Source organism: Bradyrhizobium sp. TM239, assembly GCF_036247985.1.
In the GTDB taxonomy this organism is placed as follows: domain Bacteria; phylum Pseudomonadota; class Alphaproteobacteria; order Rhizobiales; family Xanthobacteraceae; genus Bradyrhizobium; species Bradyrhizobium ottawaense.
The window spans coordinates 257,184-280,281 of sequence record NZ_BTIR01000013.1 but is presented as its reverse complement, the minus strand read 5'-3'; the positions used below and the strand labels follow the sequence as shown (position 1 = coordinate 280,281).

25 protein-coding genes are annotated in these 23,098 nt (G+C 64.2%); 16 read left to right on the top strand and 9 right to left on the bottom strand.

The window, feature by feature from the left end; genetic code table 11:
* Positions 1-26 precede the first annotated feature (26 nt).
* Entirely contained in the window at positions 27-230 is a 204-nt protein-coding gene (locus AABA84_RS23890; RefSeq protein ID WP_212246736.1) for a hypothetical protein, read from the top strand.
* Positions 231-242: 12 nt separating this feature from the next.
* Here the strand turns inward: AABA84_RS23890 and AABA84_RS23885 are convergent, their stop codons facing one another.
* Positions 243-1,382 (bottom strand): hypothetical protein, encoded by a 1,140-nt coding sequence (locus AABA84_RS23885; protein ID WP_338313394.1) that lies wholly within the window; start codon positions 1,380-1,382, stop codon positions 243-245.
* Between the two features lie 236 nt (positions 1,383-1,618).
* On the opposite strand from AABA84_RS23885, the gene AABA84_RS23880 reads away from it, so the two are divergent.
* A complete protein-coding gene (locus AABA84_RS23880; RefSeq protein WP_445083422.1) occupies positions 1,619-2,065 on the top strand; it encodes a hypothetical protein in 447 nt (148 codons plus the stop codon).
* A 13-nt stretch (positions 2,066-2,078) separates the two neighbouring features.
* On the opposite strand, the gene AABA84_RS23875 is transcribed toward AABA84_RS23880, so the two are convergent.
* From AABA84_RS23875 to AABA84_RS23865, 3 genes are all read right to left on the bottom strand, one after another.
* Positions 2,079-2,264: a hypothetical protein gene (locus tag AABA84_RS23875; protein WP_338313393.1), complete on the bottom strand. Its 186-nt coding sequence runs from the start codon at positions 2,262-2,264 to the stop codon at positions 2,079-2,081.
* 63 nt (positions 2,265-2,327) lie between these two features.
* Entirely contained in the window at positions 2,328-3,557 is a 1,230-nt protein-coding gene (locus AABA84_RS23870) for a carboxylate-amine ligase (RefSeq protein ID WP_338313391.1), read from the bottom strand.
* A 17-nt stretch (positions 3,558-3,574) separates the two neighbouring features.
* Positions 3,575-4,402, bottom strand: coding sequence for a class II glutamine amidotransferase (locus AABA84_RS23865; RefSeq protein WP_212246728.1), 828 nt, complete (start codon positions 4,400-4,402; stop codon positions 3,575-3,577).
* A gap of 140 nt (positions 4,403-4,542) precedes the next feature.
* Here AABA84_RS23865 and AABA84_RS23860 point away from each other — a divergent pair, with 140 nt between their 5' ends.
* The 6 genes from AABA84_RS23860 to AABA84_RS23835 all read left to right on the top strand — a co-directional run bounded on the left by AABA84_RS23860 (position 4,543) and on the right by AABA84_RS23835 (position 7,831).
* Entirely contained in the window at positions 4,543-4,923 is a 381-nt protein-coding gene (locus AABA84_RS23860) for a nuclear transport factor 2 family protein (RefSeq protein WP_212246727.1), read from the top strand.
* Positions 4,924-5,280: 357 nt separating this feature from the next.
* Positions 5,281-5,754, top strand: a complete 474-nt coding sequence (locus AABA84_RS23855) for a TerB family tellurite resistance protein (RefSeq protein ID WP_212246724.1) — start codon at positions 5,281-5,283, stop codon at positions 5,752-5,754.
* Between the two features lie 2 nt (positions 5,755-5,756).
* Positions 5,757-6,119: a hypothetical protein gene (locus AABA84_RS23850; protein ID WP_338313388.1), complete on the top strand. Its 363-nt coding sequence runs from the start codon at positions 5,757-5,759 to the stop codon at positions 6,117-6,119.
* A complete protein-coding gene (locus AABA84_RS23845) occupies positions 6,116-6,751 on the top strand; it encodes a TerC family protein (RefSeq protein ID WP_338313386.1) in 636 nt (211 codons plus the stop codon). The genes AABA84_RS23850 and AABA84_RS23845 overlap by 4 nt, the downstream gene beginning before the upstream one ends.
* A gap of 32 nt (positions 6,752-6,783) precedes the next feature.
* Positions 6,784-7,365, top strand: coding sequence for a TIGR00645 family protein (locus tag AABA84_RS23840; protein ID WP_212246714.1), 582 nt, complete (start codon positions 6,784-6,786; stop codon positions 7,363-7,365).
* 202 nt (positions 7,366-7,567) lie between these two features.
* A complete protein-coding gene (locus AABA84_RS23835; protein WP_212246712.1) occupies positions 7,568-7,831 on the top strand; it encodes a hypothetical protein in 264 nt (87 codons plus the stop codon).
* A 180-nt stretch (positions 7,832-8,011) separates the two neighbouring features.
* Here the strand turns inward: AABA84_RS23835 and AABA84_RS23830 are convergent, their stop codons facing one another.
* Positions 8,012-8,524: a hypothetical protein gene (locus tag AABA84_RS23830; RefSeq protein ID WP_212246710.1), complete on the bottom strand. Its 513-nt coding sequence runs from the start codon at positions 8,522-8,524 to the stop codon at positions 8,012-8,014.
* A 919-nt stretch (positions 8,525-9,443) separates the two neighbouring features.
* Complete coding sequence (locus AABA84_RS23825; RefSeq protein ID WP_212246708.1) at positions 9,444-10,340, bottom strand: alpha/beta hydrolase family protein; 897 nt, start codon at positions 10,338-10,340, stop codon at positions 9,444-9,446.
* A gap of 180 nt (positions 10,341-10,520) precedes the next feature.
* Here AABA84_RS23825 and AABA84_RS23820 point away from each other — a divergent pair, with 180 nt between their 5' ends.
* The 3 genes from AABA84_RS23820 to AABA84_RS23810 are packed head-to-tail and all read left to right on the top strand — an operon-like array spanning position 10,521 to position 14,041.
* On the top strand, positions 10,521-11,909 hold the full coding sequence (locus tag AABA84_RS23820; protein ID WP_212246706.1) for a class II 3-deoxy-7-phosphoheptulonate synthase: 1,389 nt from the start codon (positions 10,521-10,523) through the stop codon (positions 11,907-11,909).
* Between the two features lie 4 nt (positions 11,910-11,913).
* Positions 11,914-12,267: a diacylglycerol kinase gene (locus tag AABA84_RS23815; RefSeq protein ID WP_212246704.1), complete on the top strand. Its 354-nt coding sequence runs from the start codon at positions 11,914-11,916 to the stop codon at positions 12,265-12,267.
* A gap of 16 nt (positions 12,268-12,283) precedes the next feature.
* Positions 12,284-14,041, top strand: coding sequence for an NAD+ synthase (locus AABA84_RS23810; protein WP_212246702.1), 1,758 nt, complete (start codon positions 12,284-12,286; stop codon positions 14,039-14,041).
* Positions 14,042-14,068: 27 nt separating this feature from the next.
* Here the strand turns inward: AABA84_RS23810 and AABA84_RS23805 are convergent, their stop codons facing one another.
* On the bottom strand, positions 14,069-15,250 hold the full coding sequence (locus tag AABA84_RS23805; protein ID WP_212246700.1) for a DUF2865 domain-containing protein: 1,182 nt from the start codon (positions 15,248-15,250) through the stop codon (positions 14,069-14,071).
* Positions 15,251-15,393: 143 nt separating this feature from the next.
* Positions 15,394-15,699 (bottom strand): hypothetical protein, encoded by a 306-nt coding sequence (locus tag AABA84_RS23800; RefSeq protein WP_212246699.1) that lies wholly within the window; start codon positions 15,697-15,699, stop codon positions 15,394-15,396.
* Positions 15,700-15,993: 294 nt separating this feature from the next.
* Here AABA84_RS23800 and cysS point away from each other — a divergent pair, with 294 nt between their 5' ends.
* From cysS to AABA84_RS23780, 4 genes are all read left to right on the top strand, one after another.
* Positions 15,994-17,412, top strand: a complete 1,419-nt coding sequence (gene cysS, locus AABA84_RS23795) for a cysteine--tRNA ligase (RefSeq protein WP_212246697.1) — start codon at positions 15,994-15,996, stop codon at positions 17,410-17,412.
* Between the two features lie 115 nt (positions 17,413-17,527).
* On the top strand, positions 17,528-18,019 hold the full coding sequence (locus tag AABA84_RS23790; RefSeq protein WP_212246695.1) for a GNAT family N-acetyltransferase: 492 nt from the start codon (positions 17,528-17,530) through the stop codon (positions 18,017-18,019).
* On the top strand, positions 18,016-19,614 hold the full coding sequence (gene cimA, locus AABA84_RS23785) for a citramalate synthase (RefSeq protein WP_212246693.1): 1,599 nt from the start codon (positions 18,016-18,018) through the stop codon (positions 19,612-19,614). Before AABA84_RS23790 ends, cimA begins: the two co-directional genes overlap by 4 nt.
* Positions 19,615-19,717: 103 nt before the next feature.
* Positions 19,718-20,089 (top strand): VOC family protein, encoded by a 372-nt coding sequence (locus AABA84_RS23780; RefSeq protein ID WP_338313378.1) that lies wholly within the window; start codon positions 19,718-19,720, stop codon positions 20,087-20,089.
* A gap of 190 nt (positions 20,090-20,279) precedes the next feature.
* On the opposite strand, the gene AABA84_RS23775 is transcribed toward AABA84_RS23780, so the two are convergent.
* Positions 20,280-20,885: an LOG family protein gene (locus AABA84_RS23775; RefSeq protein ID WP_212246692.1), complete on the bottom strand. Its 606-nt coding sequence runs from the start codon at positions 20,883-20,885 to the stop codon at positions 20,280-20,282.
* A gap of 200 nt (positions 20,886-21,085) precedes the next feature.
* On the opposite strand from AABA84_RS23775, the gene AABA84_RS23770 reads away from it, so the two are divergent.
* Complete coding sequence (locus tag AABA84_RS23770) at positions 21,086-23,041, top strand: ABCB family ABC transporter ATP-binding protein/permease (RefSeq protein WP_338313376.1); 1,956 nt, start codon at positions 21,086-21,088, stop codon at positions 23,039-23,041.
* Positions 23,042-23,098 lie beyond the last annotated feature (57 nt).

The following is a 23,098-nucleotide window of genomic DNA, read 5'->3' as shown; positions in this document are numbered from 1 at the left end:
CCCGACGCACCGCAAGGACATTTGTCATGACAGAGAATCGCAGCCGCATCCGTCAGGCGGGTTCACTTGCCGAGCGTCTTGCGGCCGATGCGCTGAGACTGCGCGAACAGGCCGCGCGCCTTGAACCCGGTGCAGAGCGAGACGCGCTCTTGAACAAGGCGCACCGCAACAGGATGGCTGTCGATATCAATGCCTGTCTGACCTTTCCGGGGCGCCGGGTCCCGGAATAGCCAACTCTACGCTCAGTCGTACAAATACCCGACCGGCTTGCCTTCGGTCCGCAGGGGACGCATGTCCTTCCGCGTGATGATCTGGCCGGCCAGACCGTCGATCTCGTCGCGCTGCGTCGGTGTCCAGCTGCGAAGGTTGTCGATGCCCTTGAGTAGGCCGAGCCGGAGCACCTGCGTGTTCTCGCCGACCGCAATGAGGCTGATCGAGCTCTTGCCCGCGGTCACGACGTCGCCGGCGGCGAGCTCGAAGGCCTCGCCTGCCTTGTTGCTGAATTCGGCCGTGCCGCGAATGACGCGATAGATCGCGACCTCGCCCTTGGCGAACGAGGCGGCGTCCGCGGATGCCGACGTGCTCTTCGGCAGAAGCGACCGGCCGCGCGGATCGGTTGCGATGATGTGGCCGGTGACGAGCTGGCCGCTCGGTGCCTCGATGCCGAGATCGCGTACGTAAACCGGCAGCGCCGATTTGATCGAGCCGTCGCTGAGCGGCTTGAACAGTGCATCCAGCGCCAGCGGATCCTGAAGCCAGAAGCCGGCATGGGCCGGGCGATCGTGCAGCGGATGGCTCCAGGCCACGCGCGGCGTTTCGGCTTCGTTGATCTGATCGGGACCGACGATGGTGGGATTCGGAAAGGTGGTGGGATCGGTGATGAAGGCTTCGAGGAATTTGCCCGAATAGCCCATCGAGACCGGGTCCGGCACCACCGTCTGCGGCGTCTTCAAATTCTCTTCGGTCGTCAGGCCCGACCAGGTGTAGAACAGCTGGCGATGCACGATCGCGCTTTGCAGCATCACCGCGCCGGGGCCGACATGATAGAAGCGCCCGTCATAGTCGAAGGTGAAAGCGCCCGAGGTGACAAGCACGAGCTGAAAGCCGCCGGGCGGAAGATGCAGATGGAAGTCGGTGGGACCGGTGTCGGGACGGTAGATCGGCAGATTGGTCGCGACTTCGTGCAGCAGGAACGTCTCGTTGTTGGCGTGAAAGCCTTCGTTGGCGCGATTGTAGAGCGCTTGGGGGCGATAGGTCGCCTCGAACTTCGCATTCCGGTCGCGATCGATTGCGACGAAGTCCTGCGTGTTGAGGCGGAGCGGCGCGCCATTCGGATGGGTGAGGCCGGTCGTCCTGAGATCGCCCGCAGCATGCACGTTCATGACGTTCTCCGCTCTGCGCCGTTGCTTCGCTTGCAATGTCATTGCGAATTTTGGGCCAGTTGGTTTGCGAAGGAGCAAGCGGGACTGGCGCCGCGATGCCCGCGTGCCCGTTCGGGAAAAATCCGGTGGCTGCACGGAGGGTTAGATCGACGGCTTGTTCTGATGGGTCGGGCGCCTACCAGGGACGCGCGCTTTCGGCGTAGCGAGGGCGCTGTCTAATTTGTCGGCAGGCGCGAGTGCGCGTGCAGCGGCGGCGGTGCCGGATCGGCCCGTTGGCGCCTTCGGGATTTAGCGAAAACGTCGCGACCGGGCAGGCGGTGATTGACAGATTGTTCATGTTTTGTTCTTATGCTGCGACCGAGATGGAGGCAGCCATGGACAACCGTATCAACGAAATTCGCAGAACCATCAGAGCGCTCCGCGTCAGCATGCGCGAAGCTGAAGCGATCATGCATGAGCAGATCAATCGCAATGAGGACTGCAGCTTTGTGGCGCAGGAAGTCATCAAGATGCGCTCGGTCATGAGCCTGCTCGTGAAGGAGAGGACCGCGCTCGGTGATCACGAGCCGATCCTCGTGAACAATTTCTTCATCCCGCGGCGCCGGCCGACGCGAAAGCCGGTCGCGGCTCTTTCCCCGACCGTCGATTCCGTGTTCCGGCCGCGCGTGGTGGCGCGGGCTTGACGCAGAGGGCGGCTCAATCAAGAGCGTGAGGCGCGGCCCGATCCGGCTTGCCGGCCGGGCTGTCCGCCCACTTTGCCATCTCCATGGTCCGCGAATCGACGCCCTCGCACCAGAAGCAGCTTGGCCGCGCGCGGCCGTTCTCGGACAGGATCGGGACCAGGCTGTGGCCGCAACCGGCGCACCAGGCGATGTCAGTCATGTATTCCCCTGCAGCGTATCAAATCCAGAGATGATGTTCTCGTCCGCGAAGCTTGCGCGGGCGCTATGACGGCGCTGGAGCACTGCGCCCGATGGGCGCGCTCGTCCCCGAGATCGTCGATGTAGCGATCCATCGTGACACGGCTGCGATGTCGTCGCCGTTTTCGCGATAGGCGCGAAGCTGGAATTCGGCCGAGCTGCCGCGGTCCACAATGGCGCGGCAATGCTCGATCTCGGCGGCGCAGCCCAGTGCGTCGGCGTCCTCGGCGGTGTCGTCGATGATCCGGGAGAGCATCTCCGAGATCGTGACCGGTCCGTCTCTGGAGGCGAAGATGCAATCGGTGCCGTAGCGCTGGGCGCGCCATTTGTTCTCCACCGCAATCGCGCGTTCGACCGCCGTGACCCCTTTGGACAGCTCCGGGCGCAGATAGAGGTGGCGCGTCAGGCAGCGATAGAGCGAGGCGATCGCGACGGCGTCGTCGACGAAGGTGCAGGTATCGGGCGCCCGAAGCTCGAGGGTCGGATGCCGCATCGAGGGCCGCATCGCCCACCAGATGTGGCTCTCGTCGGGAATGACGCCGGAGCGCTGCAACGCGCCGACATAATCGTCGTAATCCTGCCTGCTCTCGAACAGTTCGGGCAGGCCGGTGCGCGGCAGCTCGGAATAGGCGGCGAGCCGGTAGCCCTTCAGTCCGGTCTTGTGCGAATTCCAGAACGGGGAGGACGCGGACAGCGCGATGAACAGCGGCAGATGCGGCAGCATCGCCCGCATCACCGCCATGCGCTTCTCGGGATCGGGCAGCTGGACGTGCACATGCATGCCGCACATCATGTTGCGATGGCCAATGCTGCGCAGATCCTCGATCATCTCCTCATAGCGGGGTTTCGGGCTCGGCTGCGACATGCGCCAGACCGCGGTCGGGTGCGTGCCGCAGGCCATGATCACGAAACCATATTGCGCGGCGACGTTGGCGACTTCGCGCCGCAGGAAGCGAAGCTCTTCGCGGGCGTCGTTGACGTCGACGTGGACGTTGGTGGCGACCTCGAGCTGGGATTGCAGCATCTCGCGCATCGCCTGGCCGCCGGTCGACCAGTTCGCCGATTCGAACAGCTCGTTCGGAGTCTGGATCGCGACCTCGAAGCTGCGCCGATCGGCCAGGAAGTATTCCTCCTCGATGCCAAAGGAATATTCAGCCGCCTTGCCGCCGCCGCCAGCGGAGCGAATCACGAGATTCTGCTTGTCACCCGAGGAATCGAGGCGAAGCAGTTTCAAAACGTCTGAAGCAAATGTCATATCCCACCCGGCAAAGATCACCTGCGGGCACTAATCCTTCTGGTAGGGGCGGGTTCCCTGTCGGCGCTACTGCAAATTGTCGCGTCGAACGGAACAATCTTCACGTTTTCGGACCCGCGCGCGATCAGCGCGTGGTTTGGCGGCACTTCGGTCCAGTCCGATTCCTTGTCGAAAGGCTCGGACACGACGATGACCTGGCCGCCGTCCTCCCGGTAGTAGAGCGTGTTCGCGGCATCGTTGACCGCAACTCGAAACGCATAGAGATCCCGGCCGTTGGCGATCGCACTGGTGAAGCGCAGCCGTTCGCGCAGCTGGCCTTCATTGACGAGGCCGACGAGGGCTTGCAGCACGCGCCGCGTTGCTCCAAGCGGGTCGCTGTCGAGGCCGGCACCCATCATCGCCAGGAACACGGCTTCCGAGTCGGTCGTGCCCAGCCGCGACGGATAATGAGCATCGGGGATCAGCGCCTCGACCTTGCGCCGCAGCCGATTCCAGCTCCCGACGAATCCGTTGTGCATGAACATCCAGTGGCCGCAGGCAAAGGGATGGCAATTCTGCCGCGTCACCGCCGTGCCGGTGGCGGCGCGCACATGGGCGAAGAACAAATGCGAGCGCAGATGCCGGCAGAGGTAGCGCAGGTTTTCGTCCGACCAGGCCGGGCGCGTCTCGCGATAAAGGCCGGGCTCCGGATGCTCGCCGTACCAGCCGAGACCAAAGCCGTCACCGTTCGAGCCCGCCGTGGATTGCAGCGAGCGGATGCTTTGCGCGACCAGCGAATGTTCGGGCTCGGTGACATAGGGCTCGAAAGACGTCGTCTCGCCCCGGTAGGCGATCCAGCGGCACATGGGAGTTCCTGTGAGGCGGCGGATGGGTTGTGAGCTGCACTAACCGACGTGCCGGCCTCGTGGTTCCCGGCGCCAAGCAGCGATCACGACCAGAGCCGACTTCACTGTTACGATCCGGCAAGTCGAAATTGGAGACCGCGATGAACGATCAAGCTGTATTGGCCGCGCTTCGGCGACATTGGGACGCCTCAGACGCCAATGATTTCGAGGTCGAGCACGATATCTATCGCGAGGACGCAGTGCTGGACTATCCGCAGTCAGGCGAGCGCATCCGCGGTCGCAGGAACATTCAGGAGAGCAGGTTCGTGCAGCCGAACCAGAAGCGCTTCACGGTTCGGCGGATCGTTGGCGGCGGCGATCTTTGGGTCAGTGAATTCGTGCTGAGCTATGACGGGGTGCCGTCTTATGTCGTGAGCATCATGGAATTCCACGACGGACTGGTGACGCACGAGACGCAATATTTCGGCGACCGGTTCGATCCCGCGCCATCCCGTGCGCATCTGGTCGAGCCGGTGGGCTGAGACGCGTTGATGCAGGTGCGCGACGAAATGGTGGCCTCTTGCCTCGGACGCAGCGCAGCGCCGACTTAGCGGTGTGCAGCGCGTCCGGAACACAATGCCAGACCACGGAACCGATGCGGCGGCTGGTCGCAGCCGTGCCGCCTTGATTCCGACAGGCCCACCTTTATCTCTGACACGAACAAGAATCCGGGCCCCTCTGGCGAGGACGCCGACGATGTCGGCAAACCTCGTGATGTCGGATGACCTGTCCCGCGCGAATGCGATGGATCGGCCGATTGTCGGGCCTCGTTCGTTCTCTCCGACCATTCGTCCCCATCGCAGCTCCGTGCGGTCATTTCGCAAGTTAAGGGAGCAACGATGTCTGACGCCAAATCCTCAAATACGATCGAGATCGAGATCACGGAACCGTCCAGCCTGAACGAGCAGGCCGCGGTCGCGCTGGTGATCGTGGGTGCGCTGGTTGCGGTTGCCGACCGGCGCGTTTCGCCGGTCGAGCGCGACGAGGTGGTCCGTTTCATCAGGGATCGCAAGCTGGCGCCGCACATTTCGGAGGAACGGCTCTATGCGATGTTCGATGAACTCGCCGAACGGCTCGAGGAGCCGGATTTTGCCAATGTCGTGATCGACACGCTGCGGCCGGTTTCGAACCTGCCGCTCTCGTCCCATCTGATGGAGCTGTCGGAGCGCGTGGCTGCGGCGGATGAGGACGTCCATCCCCATGAAGTGCAGGCGATCAAATTGTTGCGCTTGCTGACGCTGGTGCTGCCGCGCGCGAAACCGGTCGTGCCGAGTGCCGCGGGCGCCGAACGGCAGGCTGCCTTGAAGGAGTAAGCATGAGCACAGTTTCGGACGAGCGCACGACGAAAACCGAGGGCGCCGCCGGCCAGATGGCCGGCGGAGACCCGCGTCTCGACAAGCTCGTCCACCGTTTGCCGCCGCGCATGGGCGATACCTTCGCCTATCTGCTCAAACCGTCCAGCCGCTGGGTGCGAATCCCCTCGGGCACATTGCTGGTCGTCGGCGGTGTGCTCTCCATCCTGCCGGTGCTCGGCATCTGGATGCTGCCGCTCGGCCTCGCGCTGCTCGCGGAGGACGTGCCTGCGCTGCGTTCGTCGCGTTCGAAGGTCTTCGACTGGATCGAGCGCCGCAAGCCGCATTGGCTCGATCCGGCCGCCCCAAAAGATGATCAATCATGACTGAATTCATCACGTCCGACGCGCTGACTGCGCTGCTTCAAGTCGTCCTGATCGACCTCGTTCTCGCCGGCGACAATGCCGTCGTCATCGGTCTCGCCGCAGCGGGATTGCCGGCCGAGCAGCGCCGCCGCGCCATCATCGTCGGTATCGCCGCCGCCACGGCATTGCGCATCGTCTTCGCCGGCGTCGCGACCCAGTTGCTGCAGGTCATCGGCCTGTTGCTTGCCGGCGGCGTGCTGCTGCTCTGGGTTTGCTGGAAGATGTGGCGCGAACTGCGCGAGCAGGCGCATGCGCGGCAGCTGGCGTTTGGCCATGGCGGCGGCGCGGATGGTGGGGCCGTGCAGCGAAAGACCTTCGGCCAGGCGGCGGTGCAGATCGTCGCCGCCGACGTCTCGATGTCGCTCGACAACGTGCTCGCGGTCGCGGGCGCCGCGCGCGAGCATCCCTATATCCTCGCCTTCGGCCTGTTGCTGTCGGTCGCGATGATGGGCGTCGCCGCGGATCTGCTCGGCCGCGTGCTCCAGAAGCAGCGCTGGATCGCCTATATCGGCCTCGCCATCATCATTTACGTCGCCTTCGAGATGATCTATCGGGGCTCGCTCGAGCTCGCACCGGTCATCGCGAGTCTCTGAGGCGATAATCTTTCCGCAATCCGGAGTAATTCATGACGTCCGAACCCCAAGCACCTTCGGCGCAGGCCGTGCCGCCCCGGCTCGGCCCGTTCGCGCAGCTCATCTTCGGCTCGCGCTGGCTGCAAGTGCCGCTCTATGTCGGCCTGATCGTCGCGCAGGCCGTCTATGTGCTGCTGTTCCTGAAGGAGCTCTGGCATCTGGTCGTGCACTCGTTCGACGCCAGCGAGCAGCAGATCATGCTGGTCGTGCTCGGGCTGATCGACGTCGTCATGATCTCGAACCTGCTGATCATGGTGATCGTCGGCGGCTACGAGACCTTCGTGTCCCGGCTGAACCTGACCGGCCATCCCGACGAGCCGGAATGGCTCAGTCACGTCAATGCCAGCGTGCTCAAGATCAAGCTCGCGATGGCGATCATCGGCATCTCCTCGATCTCGTTGCTCAGGACCTTCATCGAGGCCGGCAATCTCGGCACCACGCGCAGCAATTTCACCGAGACCGGCGTGATGTGGCAGGTGCTGATCCATCTGACCTTCATCATCTCGGCGGTCGGCATCGCCTGGGTCGACCGCCTCAGCGAGAACGGCCATCGCAAGGGGGCCGCCAACCACTGATGAACCTGGCCGTCTGAGACCTCCCGAGCGGCCAATCCTGGAGCCCGCCTGATCCGATCAGGCGGGCTCTCTTTTCGAGATCGATAAAATTGTCTGCAATCCGCTCAGCCGCGGCAAACCCTGCGGACAAGAACCGCGCGGTCTTAAACCAGGGCTTTGGAACCGGCGTGCATGCTCCCCGGCAAAAGGGTGGGGCATCAACATGTCAGTTCTCAAGGAGGTCGTCGCTGCGCTCGCGGGAGTCTACGCGCTCTTGTTCGCCTGCGACGCATTGTTCGGGGTCGGCGACGCCCGCTTCGACGACGCCTATTACCGCGCCAGCTTCTATGCGCCGCGGCCGAAGGAATTCCGCTTCGCAGACGGCACCACGCCGGCGGCCCGCGTCAGCGATGCGTTCGCGCAGTTCGCGCCGGGCGAGGTCAGGCCGAACAGGCGCTACTCGTCGCTGACGACGATTATCCGGTAGGGCCTGTACCCATTAATCGGCGGTCCGCCTGACGTCCGGTTTACCGCCGGCATCGGCCGAACAGTGGATGGTTTCCGAGGTCGCTGATGGGGCAACAGCCGACTTTCACTCGCCTTCACTCTTCTCAGGGATGTGTCCGTTGCCGCACCGAGCCGATGCGGCAAAGGGCGTCTCTCCGGACTAGGTCATCACAACGACCACGCGCAGGGTTGAAGCGCCGGGTTCGGCGTTGTCATTGATTTGCTTCAGCCTGATTGCGTACTGCTTATTTGCGTAGAAGTTCACATCGGTCTCGACGCGTTGATTGTGATTAGGCGAGATATCTTTTGCCAACTCAGATTCCGCGCCTGTGCTCATGTCTTTGACAAATAGGTGCAGTGATCCGCTGCCATCCCCCATCCAAACCATAGTACCGGTAATGCGCACTGTGGCGTCGCGGAGAAGCTGCATGGTCGCCGTAAGTTCACCGATGTGATCGCTGGTGATGTTCAGGAGCTCGCCGCCAGGTACAACGTGACCGGGCGGAACAATGATCAGTTTATCCGACATTTCACTATCCTTTCTATCGGGAAAGGGCGTAGTGAGCAAGATACACGCCTTGGTTGTCAAGAGGCCGAAGCGCGGCGGTCCCACAGCCTTGGCTGCTTCCTCCTCGGTGAAGGCGCGGCTGTGCGTCGGGTTCAGCGCTGCCACGGAAACGCCCGAGCCGCGGCCGGGCACGATATCTACAACACCTTGTGTTGCCCGACGGGCAAAACATGCCAGAGGTGGGGCAACCCTTATCGCCGAAAATATTCCACTTTACCGAAATTCGGATATCGCGTATGTGTTGCGGCATCCCGGCCCAACGAAGAGGGGCGTATCGCGATCGTCACGAGCGCGGGCTGGGTGGCGGTGGACGTGGGTCACATCGGCGCCAAGGATTCCGCAGGGCGGGCAACCGTGAGCGAAACACCTGGCGCACACGACCGGTGTGATCGGCGTACGGCAAAATCGTGTCGTCCTGGCGCCCGGGGTCTGTGCGCCAAGTCTTGCGGTGATGTGGCGGCCCGACCGGGCACGCGCATCAGTCATCTACAAGGCGACGGGGGCAATAGTGCATCGCTCCCCGGGGAGAGCACGACATAAGCCGTAAACCCACTGCGCAGGGAAGGCCGGGATGTCCTGGCTACACCTGTATGCCGCTGTGCAGCTTCTTGTTACGCAGAATTCGCACAGTGGACCGCGGGTGCCAGCCGGCGCCCGGTCTTCCCTGCGCCCTCTTTCAAGTGAGGGTGAAGCGATCAAGCAAAGCTCGGGCGAAATGCGCCGCGAGGATGATCAATCATGTGTGTCATTGAACAAAGGTCTCGTGCCCCGGACGCGGCGCAGCGTCCCTTCGACGATGCGCTGCAGAGCCGGGGCCCATGCATCAACGAGTGCCGTGGCTTCCTGGGTCCCGGCTCTGCGCAGCAGCGTAAGAACGCTGCAGCGCGTCCGGGACACGAGAGAGACGCAGATCGCCACACGCGCCCTCATTGCAAGAAGCCTTTGCACAAGCAATCCAGACTGTCTCCGCGAAGGCATTCCGGAAGCCCGGACGAGATGCGCCGCGAGGACGCGAAGGTGTGTCTCACTCCCCCTGAACCCATTCCGCGACGCCGCGCCACAGCGTGTCGCGGTGCTCGGGGCGGAAGAAGCCGAAATGGCCAATTGCCTTGGCGCCGACCTCGGACGGCTTGACGTTGAGCACCTCCGGCTTGATCGCGGTGAACCCGCTCGCGAGCAGTTCGACCGCCGGCCGCGTCGCCCAGGGATCGTCGGCGAAGCACAGCGCCCGCAGCTCGCCCTTGAACTTCGCAAAATTCTCCAGCGCCGGCAGCTTGGAATCGAAGAGATAGCGGGGGCTCGAGACCCAATCGGCCCATTGCAGGAAGACGCCCTTGGGCAGATCCTCGCCGACGCCGGCCCAGCCCGGGGCGTAGCCGAGCGTGTGGGCGAGCGGCACGCCGATGAGGTTCATGAAGGCGAAGACGCGGTATTTCTCCGGCGAGGTCATCAGCCGCCAGGTCGCGGCCTGCGAGGCCACGAAGGCGGCGCGCGAGATTTCGCTGTTGTTCGCGATCAGCCCCAGCGCCTGGCCGCCGAAGGAATGACCGACATAGGCAAGCGGCAGGGTGTTGTACCGCTCCCGCATCCAGCTGACCGCAGCGGTGACGTCGAGCGCGGCCCAGTCCGACATCGAGGCCTTGAAGCCGACCAGCGATTTCGGCTGGTTGTAGCCGACCATCGCCGGCAGCCGGGAATCGCCGATGCCGCGATAGTCGTAAGTGAGCACCGCGCAGCCGCGATGGGCGAGGTAGGAGGCAAAGCCCCGGTAGATCTTGCGCGGAACGGCGGTCGCCGAGTTGATCAGGACGGCATGGCGTTTGGTGCCGCGCGGCAGGAACAGGGTGCCGGTCAGGGCATACCCGTCGGTCGCCGGGAAGTTGATCTCGTCGATGAAAACGTCGTCCAGTGCCGCGTCCATGGGCGCAAGGTATCCTGCCAGTTGCCTCGCCGTTCCCAGCAAATGCGAATTCGGCTTTCCCCGCAAGGGTTTGCAATACCAAATGGATTTACAACTGGCGATGTCGTGCCAGCCTGTGTATAAGGCGGCCCTCGCAACCCCTAGATCAGGTTGTGCTTTTTGCTTCACGGAGAGATTGCGATGTCCGAGCGGTGGACGCCCGAGTCCTGGCGCAGCAAGCCGGTGCTACAGGTGCCCGACTATCCCGACGCCAAGGCCCTGGCCGACGTCGAGGCGCAGCTTGCGACCTTTCCGCCGCTGGTGTTCGCGGGCGAGGCGCGCAATCTGAAGAAGGCGCTGGGGCGCGTTGCGGCCGGCGAGGCCTTCCTGCTCCAGGGCGGCGACTGCGCCGAGAGCTTTGCCGAGCACGGCGCCAACAACATCCGCGATTTCTTCCGCGTGCTGCTGCAGATGGCGGTGGTCCTGACCTATGCTGGCGCGGTGCCGGTGGTGAAGGTCGGCCGCGTTGCCGGCCAGTTTGCCAAGCCGCGATCGTCGCCGACCGAGAAGATCAATGGCGTCGAGCTGCCGAGCTACCGCGGCGACATCGTCAACGACATCGCCTTCACCAGGGAAGCGCGCGTGCCAGATCCGCAGCGCCAGCTGATGGCCTATCGCCAGTCGGCCGCGACGCTGAACCTGCTGCGCGCCTTCGCCACCGGCGGCTACGCCAATCTCGGCAGCGTGCATCAGTGGATGCTCGGCTTCCTCAAGGATTCGCCGCAGTCCCGCCGCTACAAGGAGCTGGCCGACCGTATCTCGGACGCGCTCAACTTCATGCGCGCCTGCGGCCTCGATCTCGAGGCCCATCCCGAGCTGCGCGCCACCGATTTCTACACCAGCCACGAGGCGCTGCTGCTCGGCTATGAGCAGGCCTTGACCCGGGTCGATTCCACCACTGGGGACTGGTACGCGACCTCGGGTCACATGATCTGGATCGGCGACCGCACCCGCCAGCTCGATCACGGCCATATCGAGTATTTCCGCGGCATCAGGAACCCGATCGGGCTGAAATGCGGCCCGTCGCTCAAGCCCGACGAGCTTTTGAAGCTGATCGACGTGCTCAACCCCGACAACGAGCCGGGCCGGTTGACGCTGATCGGCCGCTTCGGCTCGGACAAGGTCGGCGAGCATCTGCCGAACATGATCCGCGCCGTGAAGCGCGAGGGCAAGGTCGTGGTCTGGTCGTGCGACCCCATGCACGGCAACACCATCACCTCGACCTCGGGCTACAAGACGCGCCCGTTCGACCGGGTTCTGTCTGAGGTGAAGTCTTTCTTCACGATCCATGCCGCCGAAGGCACCCATGCCGGCGGCGTGCATCTGGAGATGACCGGGCAGGACGTCACCGAGTGTATCGGCGGCGCCCGCGCGATCACGGACGAGGACCTCAACGACCGCTATCACACGGTCTGCGATCCCCGCCTCAATGCCGAGCAATCCATCGACATGGCTTTCCTGATTGCGGAGCTCCTCAAGCAGGAACGCGCGGGCAAGTCCACGCCGATGCCGGCCGCAGCGGGGCTCTAGGATCTTGCTGCGGATCTGGAAGGCCACGATCAATTCCCGTAACGGTCTGGCCTTTGCGTTCCGATCGGAGCAGGCCGTCCGCGAGGAGATTTTTGCGCTCCTCGCGTCGCTGCCGCTGGCCTGGTTGGTCGGGGCGACCGCGATGCGCGCGGTCGAGCTGGTCTGTTCGGTTGCGTTCGTGCTGACCGTCGAGCTGCTCAACACCGCGATCGAAAAGCTCGCCGACCGGCTGACGATGGATCACGACAAGCAGATCGGGCGGGTCAAGGACATGGGCTCGGCCGCCGTCGGCGTCGCGCTGCTGATGGCCGGCGCGTTCTGGATCATCGCCATCATCGAGCGACTGGGATTCATCTGATCGGAGCGCGGCGGCCATGACCGAACGTCTCAAAGCATTCGCGGTCACGCTCGCCCAGCTCAATCCGACTCTGGGCGACATCGAGGGTAACGCCGCGAAGGCGCGCAATGCGCGCGCGCGGGCCGTCGCCGACGGCGCCGATCTCGTGCTGTTTCCGGAATTGTTCATCGCCGGCTATCCGCCGGAGGATCTCGTGCAGAAGCCGGCTTTCCAGGCGGCCTGTCGCGCCGCGATCGAGGCGCTGGCGCGCGAGACCGCCGATGGCGGGCCGGCCATGCTGATCGGCACGCCCTGGGTCGAGGACGGCAAGCTCTACAATGCCTGCGCGCTGCTCGACGGCGGGCGCATCGCCGCGTTGCGTTTCAAATGCAATCTGCCGAACTATGGCGTGTTCGACGAGAAGCGGCTGTTTGCGCGCGGCCCTGCTGCGGGCCCCGTGACCGTGCGCGGCGTGCGCATCGGCGTCCCCATCTGCGAGGACATCTGGCTGGAGGAGTCCGAGGATTACGAGAACGTGGTCGAGACGCTGGCCGAGACCGGGGCCGAGATCATCCTGGTGCCGAACGGCTCGCCTTACGCCCGCGACAAGAGCGACGTGCGCCTGTCCGTCGCCGTGGCGCGCGTCACCGAAAGCGCGCTGCCGCTGGTCTATCTCAATCAGGTGTGCGGCCAGGACGAACTGGTGTTCGACGGCGCCTCCTTCGCGCTCAACGGCGATCTTTCGCTCGGCGCGCAATTGCCGGCGTTCGAGGAAAGCATCGTCACGTTGCGTTTTGCGAGAAATGGCGACGACTGGCGCTGCACGGGCCCGATCGCCGAGCAGCCCGAGGGCGACAAGGCCGACTACGCCGCCTGCGTGCTGGGCCTGCGCGACTACGTCACCAAGAACGGTTTTCCCGGCGTGCTGCTCGGCATTTCCGGGGGCATCGACTCCGCACTCTGCGCGGCGATCGCGGTCGATGCGCTCGGCGCCGATCAGGTGCATGGCGTGATGTTGCCGTATCGCTACACCGCGGCACACTCGATCGCCGATGCGGGCGAGCTCGCCGGCCATCTCGGCATCCGTTATGAGGTGCTGCCGATCGCGGAGGCCGTGACCGGCTTTGAGACCATCCTCTCGGGGCTCTTCAAGAATTTGCCGCCTGACATCACCGAGGAGAACCTCCAGGCCCGCAGCCGCGGCACGCTCCTGATGGCGATCTCCAACAAGACCGGGTTGATGGTGGTGACGACAGGCAACAAGTCGGAAATGTCGGTCGGCTACGCCACGCTCTATGGCGACATGAACGGCGGCTTCAACCCGATCAAGGACATCTACAAGACGCAGGTGTTTCGGCTGGCAAGCCTCCGCAACGGCTGGAAGCCCGATGGCGCGCTCGGGCCGGCGGGCGAGGTGATCCCGCCCGACATCATCACGCGGCCGCCGACTGCCGAACTGCGCGAGAACCAGACCGACCAGGATTCGCTGCCGCCTTACGACGTGCTCGATGGCATCCTGAAGGGTCTCATCGAGCGCGAAGAGCCGCTCGATCAGATCATCGCGGCCGGCTTTGATCGCGAAACGGTCACCCGCATCGACCATCTGCTCAACGTCGCCGAATACAAGCGCCGCCAGGCCGCGCCCGGCGTGAAGGTGACGCCGAGGAACTTTGGCCGCGACCGCCGCTATCCCATCACCAACCGCTTTCGCGACAGGGGCGAGGCGCTGCCGGTGGCGGACGAGGCGCTGGTGTCGCGCGGCAGCAAGGCGTCGATCGACGCGTTCGAGGGGTGAGGGTGAGGCGGCGGCCTGCCGCCGCAACTATTTCTGCTGCTGCGGCAGGAAGGTCGGGCCGACCGAGCGGATTGGCTTGTTCTCGGAGCTCGCAGCCGTGCCCGTATCCGCCGGCGGCGTCGCGGCCGGTGCGGTGGCGGTCGTCGGCGCGGGAGCTGCGCCCTTCTTGGCATTCGCAGGCGTGCCCTTGTTGAGCCGCTGCTGCTGCATCTTCTTGGCGCTCTCCTCGGTGACGATGATGTCGCCCTGCTGCTCGGCGGTCGCCTTGTCGTCGGCGGATTTCAGCGCGTCCGCCCAGGTCTGGCCGGCGGCCTTGCAGGAGCAGGACGGGTTGAACTCGCTGCGGAATTTGAAAGCGGTCGGCAGCGCCGTGTAGGGCTGGCCGCTGATCGAGACCGCGGCGTTCATGTCTTCGCCGGGATTGCGATGGGTGTAGAGCACGGCTTCCGCGGCCGGGCACAGCGCCTTGCAGGTCTTCTCGTCGTCGGGGAAGCGCGCTGGCACCGTTGCAAACGAGACTGGGAAATAGGCGCCGTCGCAGGTGCGCACGCACACGGTGCGGTAGGTGCCGGATTGCGGTCCAAGATCGGACGGCGGCACGCCTTGCGGATTGCCCGCGTTGTTGCCGCCGAACAGATTGCTGAGGAAGTTGCCGCCGCCCTGCGACTGCGCGGCGTTGGCATATTGCGGGCCGCAATTGTTCTGCGCCAGCGCAACCAGCACCGAGCGGCGCTGACTGTCGCGTTCCGGGCTGAAGCCGCCGCCGCCGCGCAGGCGCTCGAGATTGCCGGTGATCTGGTCCAGATTGGCGCGCATCTGCTGGATCTGGGTGTTGACCGGGCCGCATTGGGCCGACTGGCCGTTGAACAGCGAGAAGAAGCCGGAGGAATCGCAGCCCATGCGCTTGGCCTGCATGGTGACACGGTCGAGCTCGGCCTGCTGCTTGGCCTGGGAGTCCTGGTAGCGGCGGATCTGGTCTTCGCGCGCGGGATCACCGCCGCCGCCACGATCGAGCGCGGCGAGCTGGCCTTCCAGTCGCACGCACATCGGATTGGGCCCAAGTCCGTTCTGACCCGGCTGGGGCGGCGGTCCGGGCGGACCGGCCTGCGCGAAAGCGCCGGTGACGAGCACGGCCGTGCTCAAGAGCACGGTGCAGGCAAGAAGAAAGCGAGCACGGGAGAGGGACAAAAATTCGGGCATATCCGCCATTCTAGCGAGGTCACGGCCCAATGTGACTTTCCACGTGACTTGGGAGGGCCGAAGCGCGCCCTCCAATAGCCGCTTCCTGCGGCATCGTCACGTCGTTTCCGGGGCCAAAGGACCGGCCTAAGCTGCGCCAGCTCCGAGCGAATTCAGCGCTGGCAAGTGATTGCGACATATTCGTCGCAATGGCCATGGGAGCAGTTTGCGCCGGATTTGGGGACAGAGCCGGTAATTTCGTCGGGGTCGACCCGGCGATAGCTTGATGCCTGGGCAAAATCTCGTGACTGGCAATAGGTGCGCGCGACGGAGGCGCCGCATTTGTCACCCCTGGCCAGGCACTGGTCGATGCCGTAGCCGTCAGCCTGGTTGGCGATGATGAAGACGCGGGTCTCGGCGCAGGCGCCGGATGCCGTGAGGATCGAGGCGCTGAAAATGAGCGCGAGCAAGGATCGCATGAAAATACCGGGAGGCAAAAAAGGGAACAATCTGGTTCCAGAATGGGCTCAAATAGTTAAGGATCACGAACCATCAGGACGAGCCCGCGCGCTTTGCGGACATAAAACGGCATTTTCGCGGCTCCCTTGACGTGGGGCCGCCTCATAGCCCATATGTGGCCGCATGAACGGTCTCCTCGCCATTTGCGCCATTTGCCGCGAGATTACGAGCTAGCGATTCGCTGGCTGGAGCCGTCTTTTCTCAAAAACAATTGAGAGCCTCGGACGCCCGGCCAACAGCCGACGGGTATCCATATGGAATTGCGCCTTTACGACACGCTGACGAAGGAAAAACGCACCTTCGTGCCGCTCGATGCGGAGAACGTCCGCATGTATGTCTGCGGACCGACCGTCTACGACTTCGCCCATATCGGCAACGCGCGGCCGGTGATCGTGTTCGACGTGCTGTTCCGGTTGCTGCGCCATCTCTATGGCGAGGCGCACGTCAAATATGTCCGCAACATCACCGACGTCGACGACAAGATCAACGACCGCGCCGCGCGCGACTTCCCGGGCCTGCCCCTGAACGAGGCCATTCGCAAGGTCACCGAGCAGACCGGCGAGCAGTTTCACGCCGATGTCGACGCGCTCGGCGCGCTTCGGCCGAGCGTCGAGCCGCGTGCGACCGAGCATATCGTCGAGATGCGCGAGATCATCGAGCGGCTGGTCAAGGGCGGCTTTGCCTATGCTGCCGAGGACCATGTGCTGTTCTCGCCGCAGGCGATGAACGCGGCAAATTCCTCGCTGCCGCGCTATGGTGCGCTGTCCAATCGCTCGCTCGACGAGATGATCGCCGGCGCCCGGGTCGATGTTGCGCCCTACAAGAAGGACAATACCGACTTCGTGCTGTGGAAGCCGTCCAAGCCCGGCGAGCCATCATGGCCGTCGCCGGCCGGCATCAAAGCCGAGGGGCGTCCGGGCTGGCACATCGAGTGCTCGGCCATGGCCTGGAAGCATCTCGGCGAGCATTTCGACATCCATGGTGGTGGCATCGATCTCGTGTTTCCGCATCACGAGAACGAGGTCGCGCAGACCTGCTGCGCCTTCCACCGGGAGCGCATGGCGAACACCTGGATGCACAACGGCTTCCTGCAGGTCGAAGGCGAGAAGATGTCGAAGAGCCTCGGCAACTTCATCACCATTCACGAGCTGCTCAAGGATTGGCCGGGTGAGGTGCTGCGCCTGAACATGCTCAAGACGCACTACCGCTCGCCGATCGACTGGACCATGAAGGCACTTAAAGAAAGCGAAAAAACTCTCCTTGAATGGCATGAATTGCTACCAAGCGACGGTTCATGGAACTCCGAGCGCCGGCAAAAACATCCGGAACTCCTCGCAGCGCTCTGCGATGACTTGAACACACCCAAAGCCATTGCCGAGCTGCACGGGTTGCGAACTGCTGCAGTCCTCACCCCGGGGCGTGACGCGACGGCTTTGGGAGATGGCCTTCAGCTTCTTGGGCTGTTCAACGGCTCCAACGTTGCCACTCGAGTTTCGAAGGCGAATCTTGCGACCCACGACGCGGCCAAGATCACCCAGTTGATTGAAGAGCGAACAGCCGCACGTGCGCGCAAGGACTTCAAGGAATCCGACCGCATTCGCGATCTGCTCGCTGCAATGGGCGTCGCGATCAAGGACTCCAAGGACGGCACCACCTGGGAGTTTTCGCGATGAAGCGGCCCGACACGCCTTTCCCGCGGCACTGGCTCTATTACATCGCGCTGAAGATCCTGCTGCTCGCGGGTGCCGTGGCGCTTGTGCTCAAGCTCTATGGGATGTGGTGAGGACGATGGGACAGACTTTGCCAAAGCCCGCACTTCGGCCGTTCCTGCCTGATGACGTGCCGGTGCTCGCCGCGATCTTCGCCGCCAGCATCGAGGAGCTGACTGGCGAGGACTATAGCGAGGCGCAGCAGCAGGCCTGGATGGAGACGGCGGACAGCGAAGAGTTCGGCAAGCACCTCGCGTCCGACCTGACGCTGATCGCGACGCTCGAGGGCTCGCCGGTCGGTTTTGCTTCGCTGCGCGGCACCGACCATATTCGCATGCTCTACGTGCATCCGGCCGTCAGCGGGCAGGGCGTCGCAACCCTGCTGGTCGACGCTTTGGAAAAGCTTGCCGGCGGCCGCGGCGCGCAAAATCTCTCGGTCGATGCCAGCGACACTGCGCAGGGTTTTTTCGCAAAGCGCGGCTACGTCGCCATGCAGCGTAACAGCATCACGATCAACGACGAGTGGCTTGCCAACACCACCATGAAGAAGACGCTCGGAGCACCGCAATGAACAAGGAGCGCCTTTATCTGTTCGACACCACGCTGCGCGACGGCGCGCAGACCAACGGCGTCGATTTCACGCTGACCGACAAGCAGATCATCGCCGCGATGCTCGATGACCTCGGCATCGACTATGTCGAAGGCGGCTATCCCGGCGCCAATCCGACCGACACCGAGTTCTTCGGCAGCAAGCCCAAGCTCGCCCATGCCCGCTTCACGGCGTTCGGCATGACCCGACGGGCCGGGCGCTCGGTCTCGAACGATCCGGGCGTGGCCGGGCTTTTGGAAGCGAAGGCCGACGCGATCTGCTTCGTGGCGAAGGCATCCGCCTATCAGGTGCGGGTCGCGCTGGAGACGACGAAGGAGGAAAACCTCGCCTCCATCCGCGACAGCGTCGCGGCCGCGAAGGCGGCCGGTCGCGAGGTCATGCTCGACTGCGAGCATTTCTTCGACGGCTACAAGGAAGATTCGAGTTTTGCGCTCGCTTGCGCGAAAGCCGCCTTCGAGGCCGGCGCGCGCTGGGTGGTGCTGTGCGATACCAATGGCGGCACCATGCCGCACGAGGTCGAGGCCATCGTCACTGAAGTGACGAAACACATCCCGGGCGATCATGTTGGCATCCACGCCCATAACGACACCGAGCAGGCGGTGGCCAATTCGCTCGCCGCGGTGCGGGCCGGCGCGCGGCAGATCCAGGGCACGCTGAACGGCCTTGGCGAGCGCTGCGGCAACGCCAATCTCTGCTCGCTGATCCCGACGCTGAAGCTGAAGCAGGAGTTTTCGGACGCCTTCGAGATCGGCGTCACGGCCGAGAAGCTGGCGACCCTGGTCAAGGTCTCGCGCACGCTCGACGACATGCTCAACCGCGTGCCGAACCGGCATGCGGCCTATGTCGGCGAGAGCGCCTTCGTCACCAAGACCGGCATCCATGCTTCCGCGGTACTGAAGGATCCGCAGACCTACGAGCACGTGCTGCCGGAGACGGTCGGCAATCACCGCAAGGTCCTGGTCTCTGACCAGGCCGGACGTTCCAACGTCATCGCCGAGCTCGACCGTGCCGGCATTCCTTACGAAAAAAGCGATCCGAAGCTGACGCGTCTCGTCGAGGAGTTGAAGGAGCGCGAGGCCGCCGGCTACGCCTACGAGTCCGCCAACGCATCGTTCGAGCTGCTGGCGCGCCGCACGCTCGGCAAGGTGCCGCATTATTTCGAGGTCGAGCAGTTCGACGTCAATGTCGAGCAGCGCTACAACGCGCTCGGCGAACGCGTCACCGTGGCGCTTGCGGTGGTGAAGGTCGACGTCGCCGGCGAGCATCTGATCTCGGCCGCCGAAGGCAACGGTCCCGTCAACGCGCTCGACGTCGCCATGCGCAAGGACCTCGGCAAGTACCAGAGATACATCGAGGGGCTGAAGCTGATCGACTACCGCGTGCGTATCCTCAACGGCGGCACCGGCGCGGTCACGCGCGTCCTGATCGAGAGCGAGGACGAGAACGGCGACAGCTGGACCACGGTCGGCGTCTCCCCGAACATCATCGACGCCTCGTTCCAGGCGCTGATGGATTCGGTGATCTACAAGCTCGTGAAGTCGGGCGCACCGGCGTAGTTATCGGGGAGTCATTCCGGGGCGCAGGACCGAACCCGGAATCTCGAGATTCCGGGTTCACGCTGTGCGTGCCCCGGAATGACTGTGGGAGGGGAGCGCACCAATGATCGACCACATCTCCGTCGGCGTCAGCGATCTCGATCGCGCCGCGAAATTCTACGAAGCAACGCTCGCCGCCCTTGGCCTTTCGCGCCTCGTCACGCGGCCGCGCACGGTCGGTTTCGGCAAGGCCTATCCGGAATTCTGGATCAATCTACGCGAAGCCATGCCGCGCGTGCCGCCCGAAAGCGGCGTCCATATCTGCCTGCGGGCGAAGACGACAAGCGAGGTCGATGCGTTTCACGCCGCCGCGCTGTCCGCCGGCGGCGCCTCGGACGGTGCGCCCGGCATCCGTCCGCATGATCGCGTGCGCTACTACGCGGCCTTCGTCACAGACCCCGACGGTAACCGGATCGAGGCGGTGACGTTTCCGTAGGGATAGAGTGTCGCGCTATTGCCGCGAAGAAAGTGCGCTCCCTCTCGCGCTTGCGGGAAAGGGCTGGGGAGAGGGTGTCTCCGCAACGGGATAGTCCCCCAGAGGAAAGAACCCTCACCCGCCGCTACGCGGCGACCTCTCCCGCAAGCGGGAGAGGCGACGGAGCCCGCGGCCAGGTCGATGCCAATGATCAGAGCTTGCGCGCGACTTCGGGAGCGAGCTGCTTTTCCTCATCGGCGATCTGGGCTGCGGCCGCCTTCAGCTTCGGCAAAATGTCCTCGACCCGATCGGCCTTGATGATGTCGACCGAAAGACCGGCGCGGATGAACTCGGTCTGGCGCATGTGCGACAGCAGCGAGAACAGCGGCTCCCAGAAATTGTCGATGTTGGCGAGCAGCACCGGCTTGGCGTGACGGCCGAGCTGCTTCCAGGTCAATTGCTCGACCAGCTCTTCCAGCGTGCCGACCCCGCCGGGCAGCGCCACGAAGGCGTCGGAGCGCTCGAACATCAGGCGCTTGCGCTCGTGCATGTCGGGGGTGACGATCATCTCCTGCACGCGCGTCAGCGCGTTCTCGCGCATCCGCAGGAATTCCGGGATGATGCCGGTGACGGTGCCGCCGTGATCGAGCACGGACGTTGCGACCGAGCCCATCAGGCCGAGCGAGCCGCCGCCATAAACGAGCCGAACGTTGTTCTCGGCGAGCGCCTTGCCGAACGCCTTGGCGCCTTCGGTGAAGCGGGGATTGGTTCCGGGGCCGGAGCCGCAATAGACACAGACGGTTTTGATCGTGCTCATTGGTGCCATGATGCATTGCAGCGAAGGGGCGTCAAGCCCAATCGGTGATTCGATACTCCCGGGAATCTACCGGTAAATGGCGGCAAACAATCAAAGATTCGCCATCTGGCGGGGTGCGCTCGCCTCCGGAAGCTTCTATATGGACGAGCGAAAACAGTCATTGCAGCGCGCCCGCGCCCGGCGGGCCTCCAGGTTTCTTGATGAGCCCACCTCATTCGCCCCACGTTCCCGACGTGCCCGATCCCTCAGGCGGGCCGCTCGAGCGGGCGACGCTGATGGGCACGCTGGCGCATCTGTGGCCCTATATCTGGCCGGGTGACCGCTTCGACCTGAAGATGCGCGTGGTGTGGTCGATGGTGCTGCTGCTTGCAGCCAAGCTGATCACGCTGACGGTGCCGTTCAGCTTCAAATGGGCAACCGATGCACTGACCGGCGCCAACACGGCGCCGTTGCAGGCCGACAATTGGCATCTCTGGGTGATCGCCTCCCCATTGCTGCTGACCGCGAGCTACGGCGCGATGCGCATCTTGATGGCGGTGCTGACGCAATGGCGCGACGGTATCTTTGCCCGCGTCGCCATGCATGCCGTGCGCAAGCTCGCCACCATCACCTTCATCCACATGCACGAGCTGTCGCTGCGCTTTCACCTCGAGCGCAAGACCGGCGGCTTGACGCGCGTGCTCGAGCGCGGCCGCGAGGGCATCGAGGTCATCGTGCGCATGGTGATCCTGCAGCTGATCCCGACCATCGTCGAGGTCTCACTGCTGATGGCCGTGCTGCTCTGGCAGTTCGACTGGCGCTACGTGGTCGCAACCCTGATCACGGTCACGGTCTACATGTACTACACCTACATCGCGACCGAGTGGCGGATCGGCATTCGCCGCAGGATGAACGATTCCGACACCGAGGCGAACACCAAGGCGATCGACTCGCTGCTGAACTACGAGACCGTGAAGTATTTCAGTGCCGAGGCGCGCGAGGCGCAGCGCTACGACCGCTCGGTGGCACGCTACGAGGAGTCGAGCATCCAAGCCTACACCTCGCTCGCCGTGCTCAACACCGGCCAGGCCGTGATCTTCACGCTGGGCCTGACCGCGACCATGCTGATGTGCGCGATCGGGGTGCGCAACGGCACCAACACGGTCGGCGATTTCGTGCTGGTCAATGCCATGATGATCCAGCTCTACCAGCCGCTGAATTTCATGGGCATGGTCTATCGCGAGATCAAGCAGGCGATCATCGACATCGAGAAGATGTTCAACGTGCTGGGCCGCGAGGCCGAGATCAAGGACATCCCCGATGCCAAGCCGCTGGCCGTCTCCGCCGGCACGGTGCGTTTCGAGGACGTGCGCTTTGCCTATGAGCCGACGCGGCCGATCCTGAAAGGGATCAGCTTCGAGGTGCCGGCCGGCAAGACTGTCGCCATCGTCGGCCCGTCGGGCGCCGGCAAATCGACCATCTCGCGCCTCCTGTTCCGCCTCTACGACGTCTCCGGCGGCAAGATCCTGATCGACGGCCAGGACATCCGCGCGGTGACGCAGGATTCACTTCGTGCCTCGATCGGCATGGTCCCGCAGGACACCGTGCTGTTCAACGACACCATCCGCTACAACATCCGCTACGGTCGCTGGGACGCCGACGACGCTGAAGTCGAAGAGGCGGCGCAGCTGGCGCAGATCGACCATTTCATCCGTATGGCGCCGATGGGCTACGAGACCCAGGTCGGCGAGCGCGGGCTCAAACTGTCCGGCGGCGAGAAGCAGCGCGTCGCCATCGCGCGTACCGTCTTGAAGGCGCCGCCGATCCTGGTGCTGGACGAGGCGACCTCGGCGCTCGACACCCATACCGAGCACGAGATCCAGGGCGCGCTCGATCGGGTGGCGAAGAACCGCACCTCGCTGGTGATCGCGCACCGGCTTTCGACCATCGTCGGGGCCGACGAGATCATCGTGCTGGATCAGGGCCGCATTGCCGAGCGGGGGACCCATGCCCAGCTGCTCGCGCATGGCGGTCTCTATGCCAGCATGTGGAACAGGCAGCGTGAGGCCGAGGCGGCACGCGAGAAACTGGCCAAGATGGCCGATACCAGCGACGCTCCCAACCGGGAGCCGCCGCCGGTCGACGACGTCCTGGTGACGCCTGCGGCAGCGGTGTGACCTTGTCTCCGGTCCCAACTCTGGCCTAAACAACTCCACCACGCGGGGCGACCTGCG

Bases quoted from the DNA above. Each gene is read 5' to 3' on its own strand.
- AABA84_RS23890 (WP_212246736.1), top strand. From the start codon at position 27: ATGACAGAGAATCGCAGCCGCATCCGTCAGGCGGGTTCACTTGCCGAG.
- AABA84_RS23885 (WP_338313394.1), bottom strand. From the start codon at position 1,382: ATGAACGTGCATGCTGCGGGCGATCTCAGGACGACCGGCCTCACCCAT.
- AABA84_RS23875 (WP_338313393.1), bottom strand. From the start codon at position 2,264: ATGACTGACATCGCCTGGTGCGCCGGTTGCGGCCACAGCCTGGTCCCG.
- AABA84_RS23870 (WP_338313391.1), bottom strand. From the start codon at position 3,557: ATGACATTTGCTTCAGACGTTTTGAAACTGCTTCGCCTCGATTCCTCG.
- AABA84_RS23865 (WP_212246728.1), bottom strand. From the start codon at position 4,402: ATGTGCCGCTGGATCGCCTACCGGGGCGAGACGACGTCTTTCGAGCCC.
- AABA84_RS23860 (WP_212246727.1), top strand. From the start codon at position 4,543: ATGAACGATCAAGCTGTATTGGCCGCGCTTCGGCGACATTGGGACGCC.
- AABA84_RS23855 (WP_212246724.1), top strand. From the start codon at position 5,281: ATGTCTGACGCCAAATCCTCAAATACGATCGAGATCGAGATCACGGAA.
- AABA84_RS23850 (WP_338313388.1), top strand. From the start codon at position 5,757: ATGAGCACAGTTTCGGACGAGCGCACGACGAAAACCGAGGGCGCCGCC.
- AABA84_RS23845 (WP_338313386.1), top strand. From the start codon at position 6,116: ATGACTGAATTCATCACGTCCGACGCGCTGACTGCGCTGCTTCAAGTC.
- AABA84_RS23840 (WP_212246714.1), top strand. From the start codon at position 6,784: ATGACGTCCGAACCCCAAGCACCTTCGGCGCAGGCCGTGCCGCCCCGG.
- AABA84_RS23835 (WP_212246712.1), top strand. From the start codon at position 7,568: ATGTCAGTTCTCAAGGAGGTCGTCGCTGCGCTCGCGGGAGTCTACGCG.
- AABA84_RS23825 (WP_212246708.1), bottom strand. From the start codon at position 10,340: ATGGACGCGGCACTGGACGACGTTTTCATCGACGAGATCAACTTCCCG.
- AABA84_RS23820 (WP_212246706.1), top strand. From the start codon at position 10,521: ATGTCCGAGCGGTGGACGCCCGAGTCCTGGCGCAGCAAGCCGGTGCTA.
- AABA84_RS23810 (WP_212246702.1), top strand. From the start codon at position 12,284: ATGACCGAACGTCTCAAAGCATTCGCGGTCACGCTCGCCCAGCTCAAT.
- AABA84_RS23805 (WP_212246700.1), bottom strand. From the start codon at position 15,250: ATGGCGGATATGCCCGAATTTTTGTCCCTCTCCCGTGCTCGCTTTCTT.
- AABA84_RS23800 (WP_212246699.1), bottom strand. From the start codon at position 15,699: ATGCGATCCTTGCTCGCGCTCATTTTCAGCGCCTCGATCCTCACGGCA.
- cysS (WP_212246697.1), top strand. From the start codon at position 15,994: ATGGAATTGCGCCTTTACGACACGCTGACGAAGGAAAAACGCACCTTC.
- AABA84_RS23790 (WP_212246695.1), top strand. From the start codon at position 17,528: ATGGGACAGACTTTGCCAAAGCCCGCACTTCGGCCGTTCCTGCCTGAT.
- cimA (WP_212246693.1), top strand. From the start codon at position 18,016: ATGAACAAGGAGCGCCTTTATCTGTTCGACACCACGCTGCGCGACGGC.
- AABA84_RS23780 (WP_338313378.1), top strand. From the start codon at position 19,718: ATGATCGACCACATCTCCGTCGGCGTCAGCGATCTCGATCGCGCCGCG.
- AABA84_RS23775 (WP_212246692.1), bottom strand. From the start codon at position 20,885: ATGAGCACGATCAAAACCGTCTGTGTCTATTGCGGCTCCGGCCCCGGA.
- AABA84_RS23770 (WP_338313376.1), top strand. From the start codon at position 21,086: ATGAGCCCACCTCATTCGCCCCACGTTCCCGACGTGCCCGATCCCTCA.